Origin of the sequence: Cyanobium sp. BA20m-p-22 (genome assembly GCF_024346275.1) — a bacterium.
GTDB lineage: Bacteria > Cyanobacteriota > Cyanobacteriia > PCC-6307 > Cyanobiaceae > Cyanobium_A.
Genome location: NZ_JAGQCQ010000254.1, coordinates 1 through 5,625, shown reverse-complemented (window position 1 = coordinate 5,625; position 5,625 = coordinate 1). Strand labels below are relative to the sequence as shown.

Genomic DNA, 5,625 nt, shown 5'->3' with positions numbered 1-5,625 from the left:
GTGAGATCCGCCTGGCGCAACAGGGGGCTGATCGATTCCAGCAGGCGCCTGTGGCCATGGCCAAAGTCGGGATGGGCCAGCAGGGGCGGCTGAAGCGAGCCGTCCTCAGGGATATAAAACCGACGACCCGCCATTACATCGCCGGCAGCACGGATCACTAGCGTCTTGCCGTCATCCCGGCCTAACCGAAGCAGCAGCGACTGGCCCGGCAACACCGGTCGCAAAACCGGCAAATAACCAGCCAAACGGCCCTGCAGCCAGGCCGGCTGTTGGGGTGAAGGCCGCCGAAAGGCGCCATCGGCCCCACTGCGAGTTCGGCGCTTGGCCAACTCAAGCTCAACGCCGGGGAGAGGCAACCCCTGCAGATCGAGCACCCTTCCCTCCAGAAAAGCGCCGTCAATAGCCGCTGAGCGCCTGCCCTGGCAACCAAGGAGGGGCAGAAATAGCGCCAGGCAGACCACAAGCCGCCATGGCACTGCCATACCCCGCTGCTCCACTGAGATCCCTGTTCGACAAGTTCATGCTGCGCCGGATCGCCCGGGCTAGCGCTCCCAGCCGCCAGATTGCGGAACACTGCAGCACACACACCGCATAATCACGCCGATTGCGAAACATCGTTCACCCCCGAATGAGCAGCCGGGAACTATGGGGTTGCTAAATATCGGCTTTAGTGACTGCATATCTGCTCTACGGGCTTTGTTTGATCGTCTATGGAGGCCTTACCATCCGCCACGCCAGGCGCTTCCAGCAAGCCCGGGACCGGATCGGCTGGCGAGTGCACGTCAATGGCATCCGAGGCAAATCAACGGTGACCCGCTACGTGGCGGCCATCTTTCGAGCCGCCGGCTATCGCACTTTCGGCAAAACCACGGGCAGTGCGGCCCGCATCCTGCAACCGGATGGCCAAGACTTCGACTTCGGCCGCCGGGGCTTCCCAAATGTGAACGAACAGGTGCCCATCCTTTGGAAATTCAGCAGGCAACGGGCTGAAGCCGCCGTGATCGAGTGCATGGCCGTAAACCCACTCTATGGCGAATGGTTAGAGCAAAAAATTATGTGCTCACAGCTGGGAATCCTCACCAACGTGCGCCTTGATCATATGGATTACCTGGGTGAAACCCTTCCCCAGATCGCCCTCTCCCTGGCTCGGGCTACCCCAAAAGTTGGCCTACTGATCACGGCCGAGGTTGATCCAGAACTCCAGCAGATTCTGCGGGCGGAAGCAGCCAAACGAGGTTCCAATCTCCTGATTGCGGATCCAGCAACTGTGAACCCAGAAAGTCTGGCGGGGTTTAACCACTTCGCAATTGAGGCGAATGTGGCAATTGGCTACCTAGTGGCCGATCAGCTGGGCTTAGATCGGCAGAAGGCACTCCAGGCCATGCAGAGTGCCCAGCCCGATCCAGGCGCCTTCCGCCTGCAGCAGGTGGAGCGCGATGGCAACTGCATCACCTGGGCGAATCTCTTCGCAGTAAACGATCGCGAAAGCTTCGTGGATCTTTGTGAGCGGCTGTTTGTACTCCATCCCAAGCACCAGCGGGTTGTGATCCTCAACAACCGGCGCGACAGACAGATCAGGGTGGAGCTCTTCGCCGAACTGGCGGTGCAGCTGGCTTTTGATCTGGTGGTGAGCTTCGGCGATTTCGAAGCCGAGGTGAACCAGGTGCTGGCACGCCATCAATGGCCAGTCATCAACCTAGGTAACAGCAGCTCGCTACGGGAGGCCAGCGGCGAGCAACTTTTAGCTCAGATCCTGGAAGCCAGCAACCCAACCAGGCCCCTACTGCTAATTGGCACGGTGAATATCCACACCGCCCAGGCTGAACGGCTACTGGATGTGATGGACAATAGCCATTGATGTTAAGCACGCCCGAGATTGAGCGCTTCAGCCTGGCAACTGGGGCGCTCGTCGCCATGGCCTGGAAAGATCGCCGCGGGGTGATACCAGGTGGGGTAGTTGTACCCGGTTTCCTGGTGAATGCACTGGTGCTCTCCCCAACCTGGGGCCTGGCCATTCTGCTGATATCTGGAATTACCCAGGCGATTTATCAGCGCTGGCTGGAGCGAGCGGAATATCAACGCAGGGAGCCGATGTACATCCTTGGCGCCCTGTCACTCCTGCTGAGCACACCGGTGGCCTGGCTGCTCATTGAAGCCGGCCTTCTTCCGGCTTCAATTGACAGTATTACGGGCACATTCCTCCCCGGCGTGATTGCATTCAATCTTCATCGCCAGGGCCTCAAGCCGGTGATGGGCGGGCTGCTGGCCGTAACAGTAATTACAGCAATATCGACTGGCCTATTGGTATGGCTTAGCACAACCCTGTTGCACCTTGATTTTGATCAACTCAGCCACTACTACCTTCACGCCGATAAACTCAAACTGAGGGCCCAGCTACTTCAGTTCCTAGTGGCACTTTTTGTGGGGTCTCTCCTCTACAGGCGCATTGGCATGCGTCCCGGGGGATATATGGTGGCGCCGATCGCAGCCGCATTGCTGCTCGAGCCCCTAAGCGCAGGCCTGTTTATTTTTGGTTGCCTGGGGGTGGAAACGGGCATTCGCTGGTTAATGCGGCATAGTTTGATCATCGGGCTGCAGCGCTATGTGGCTGCTCTGCTGCTAAGCATCGGCTACGTATGGGGGATGGAACTGATCTTCATCCAGCTGGGAATGGAGGCGTTGCCTTTTCAGGGCAACCACCTCCTGGTTATCATCGCAATCCTCTCCTACGCCAATGATGCGGTGTTGGAAGGGGTATGGCGAGTGCTGCCCTGGATGATGGTGATGCTGGGATCATCCCTGCTCAGCCTGCTGCTAACCCAGCAGATTTTCGCGCTATTCACCTGACGAGCAGCAGGAGCCCTTCAACAGGGCTCTAAGACCGGTAGGAGCTCTCGCCTCAGCTTGCTGGGGCGCGACCCTCCGCTGCCTGGATATGGTGCCTGGTTTTGCCTGTAAGCCTGGAAATATCGACCAAGGAATGGGATTGGTCGTTGGAGAAACGAAGATCCAACACCTGACGTTCAAAGGGCGATAGCTGCCCCAGATAGGGCTCCATCCAGCGATAATCATCCTGAATTTCATTTACATTAGAAGAGGCGATGGTGTCTTTGATGCTGAACTCCGCAGACTCGCTGCCGGATACATTCTGATCTAAAGAGACCATGTTGTTATAGAAACTGAGCAGCGATGCCTGGGCCACCCGTTTTGGATCCTCGCCGGTGAGCAGGCTTGCCTCCTGGCTGGAAAGGGTGCCCCCGCTTTCGGCCTGCAGGCGGCCAAGCTTCGCCTTCAAGGAGGAGAGGGAATGGGGAACACGAATCGTGTAGTCGTTTTCATGGATATAGCGGGTGACCGCTTGGCGTATCCACCAATAACCGTAAGTGGAAAAGCGGTAGCCCCGGGCCGGATCAAAGCGCTCCACTGCGGTGATCAGGCCAAGATTACCTGCCTGGATTAAATCCATCATGTCTATACAATTACCGCGAATACGGCGGCGATATTTAGAAACAATACTGACCACCAAACGCAGATTGGCATTGACCATGCGCTCTAAAGCGCGGCGCCCCTTTCTCACATCAGCCCTTGTGGGCTCGGCCTGGTCCAACCAGGCACGAACCAAGCGACAGTGCTGCAAAACCTCCTCATCTGTTAGCAAAGGAATGCGACCAATTGACCTGAGATAGTCGCCGAGAATGTCTCCCATTAAGCAAGCGGATTCAGACCTGCTCATGTTCAACCAAAAGAGCTAAAAATAATGGAAATATGCATTTGCGTGCTGAGTATGCATCAATCTGCAGCAGGCCTATCAGCAACCACTGACCCCCGACCCTGACCCAGCACCCAGCACCCAGCACCCAGCACCCAGCAAAAAATAGATGGAAAAGAGAATCAGTGCAAACGCAGCAAGCCATTAAAGCGAGATGCCAGCACCGCTAAAAAACACCATCAATGGTAAGAAACGCAGGGAATGCGGTTTAACGCAGGAAGGGCGGTTTACCGACACTTTGCCAGCTGTACGATGTAAGTAGACGAGTAAGGAGGCCCTTTGGACATGCCCCGCATCACCGTTGAACTGACTTCAGAGGACCACCGGGCCTTGAAGCTCTTGAGCATCGTTGAAGGTAAAACCCTTGGGGGGGTTCTGCGCGAAGCCATCCAAGGCCACCTGCAGCACAAGGGTGCCCACAACCTTGAAGTGACCGTGCAGCAGAGCAACGGCTGAGAGTTGCGTGCCTCAGTGGGGCTGTTGGCTCCCCACCGGGGCAATCTCAAGATATCGGGCTTGAAGTTCAGCATTTCAGCTGTAGGGATGGCGCAATAGGTTTGGAATGGGCTCGGCTGCACTTAGTTTCAAGATGTACAGCCGAATTCACTCAAGCCATGGCACTTATCAAGTGGGAGCCCCTGCGGGATATCGAGGATATGTTTGAGCGCTACAGCCGCTCCCTCGGTGCTCCTTTTTTCCGGCCATCCGACTTCGCCCGTCCTTCAGAATTTATGGCCAACGGCGAATGGAGTCCGCGGGTCGACATCAGTGAGAACGATGGGGCCTTCCTGATCAAGGCGGAAATTCCCGGAGTCTGCAAAGAAAACGTGAAGGTGACTATGGAAAAGGGCTGCGTTTCCACCGCGTCGAGCGCTCCTACGGCAATTTCATCCGCAGCTTCACCCTGCCAAACAACGTGGATAGCCAACACCTGAAGGCCCATTTCCACGATGGACTGCTCGAGGTGGCCATACCCAAGACCCCCGAAACCCAGAGCAGCTCGATCACGGTTCCGGTGGATTGACAGCCGCCAAGCTGCAGTGGCGCCGCTTTTGCCTGGCAGATCATTTACGCATGTTTTACAGAACTGCGACTGCCTAACTTGACTTCCCGGGTGGGGTGAGTGAGCATACTGGCATCTTTATAGATGTATGGCAGTGCATCAATTCACTAATCCGGGTCATTTCCAGCAGGGCCCCTTTGACCCGCGCGCCAATCTGAGAAGCTCGCAGCGCATCTCTATCACCATTTCGGGAAGGTCCTACGAGCTGCTGAGCCAAAGAAGCGGAGCGGAAGGCCGCTCGCTCAGCAACCTGGCCTCCTACCTACTGGAAACATCGCTGCTGCCCCCCCCGCTCGATCGCAGGGGGCTGAGCTGAGAGCCAGTCCCATCCCCTTAACCCAGCCATAAATCCCATCAACTGTTCTTGATGGGACAGTGGGCCCAGTGGCAATCCTGGGCATGAGAGTGGGCATCAACGGCTTCGGCCGCATTGGTCGGTTGGTTTTCCGGGCCCTCTGGGGCCGCTCCGATATCGAGCTGGTGCACATCAACGAGCGGGCGGGGGATGCCGCCACCGCCGCCCACCTGCTGGAATTCGACTCGGTGCACGGCCGCTGGAATAAGGCCGTGGCTGCCAGCGGCGGCGGCTTGCAGGTGGAGTCCCAGGCGATCAGCTACAGCCAGGCCAGTGATCCGGCTGCCGTGCCCTGGCAAGAGCTGGGCGTGGAGCTGGTGCTCGAATGCAGCGGCAAGATCAAAACCCCTGAAGCGCTCGAGCCCTACATCACCGATCTGGGCGTGGAGCGAGTGATCGTGGCCTGCCCTGTCAAGGGCATGGTGGCCGGTGAGGAGG

At 57.5% G+C, this 5,625-nt stretch carries 9 protein-coding genes; 7 read left to right on the top strand and 2 right to left on the bottom strand.

Annotation, left to right across the window (positions count from 1 at the left end; all coding sequences use genetic code 11):
- Positions 1-482, bottom strand: a 482-nt coding sequence (locus tag KBZ15_RS17345; protein ID WP_255016474.1) for a carboxypeptidase-like regulatory domain-containing protein, incomplete at its 3' end; no start/stop codon positions are given.
- A 188-nt stretch (positions 483-670) separates the two neighbouring features.
- Here KBZ15_RS17345 and pgsB point away from each other — a divergent pair.
- Positions 671-1,858, top strand: coding sequence for a poly-gamma-glutamate synthase PgsB (gene pgsB, locus KBZ15_RS17340; RefSeq protein WP_255016473.1), 1,188 nt, complete (start codon positions 671-673; stop codon positions 1,856-1,858).
- Entirely contained in the window at positions 1,858-2,847 is a 990-nt protein-coding gene (locus KBZ15_RS17335; RefSeq protein WP_255016472.1) for a poly-gamma-glutamate biosynthesis protein PgsC/CapC, read from the top strand. Before pgsB ends, KBZ15_RS17335 begins: the two co-directional genes overlap by 1 nt.
- Before the next feature lie 52 nt (positions 2,848-2,899).
- On the opposite strand, the gene KBZ15_RS17330 is transcribed toward KBZ15_RS17335, so the two are convergent.
- Complete coding sequence (locus KBZ15_RS17330; RefSeq protein ID WP_255016471.1) at positions 2,900-3,706, bottom strand: sigma-70 family RNA polymerase sigma factor; 807 nt, start codon at positions 3,704-3,706, stop codon at positions 2,900-2,902.
- Between the two features lie 348 nt (positions 3,707-4,054).
- Between KBZ15_RS17330 and KBZ15_RS17325 the strand changes: the two genes are divergently transcribed.
- The 5 genes from KBZ15_RS17325 to KBZ15_RS17305 form a co-directional block, all read left to right on the top strand.
- On the top strand, positions 4,055-4,225 hold the full coding sequence (locus KBZ15_RS17325; protein WP_255016470.1) for a hypothetical protein: 171 nt from the start codon (positions 4,055-4,057) through the stop codon (positions 4,223-4,225).
- A gap of 158 nt (positions 4,226-4,383) precedes the next feature.
- Positions 4,384-4,704, top strand: a complete 321-nt coding sequence (locus KBZ15_RS17320; RefSeq protein ID WP_255016469.1) for a hypothetical protein — start codon at positions 4,384-4,386, stop codon at positions 4,702-4,704.
- Positions 4,659-4,793, top strand: coding sequence for an Hsp20/alpha crystallin family protein (locus tag KBZ15_RS17315; protein ID WP_255016475.1), 135 nt, complete (start codon positions 4,659-4,661; stop codon positions 4,791-4,793). Before KBZ15_RS17320 ends, KBZ15_RS17315 begins: the two co-directional genes overlap by 46 nt.
- Positions 4,794-4,920: 127 nt before the next feature.
- On the top strand, positions 4,921-5,148 hold the full coding sequence (locus KBZ15_RS17310) for a ribbon-helix-helix domain-containing protein (protein ID WP_255016468.1): 228 nt from the start codon (positions 4,921-4,923) through the stop codon (positions 5,146-5,148).
- An 83-nt stretch (positions 5,149-5,231) separates the two neighbouring features.
- A partial coding sequence (locus KBZ15_RS17305; protein WP_315859917.1) for a glyceraldehyde 3-phosphate dehydrogenase NAD-binding domain-containing protein occupies positions 5,232-5,625 on the top strand: 394 nt, incomplete at its 3' end.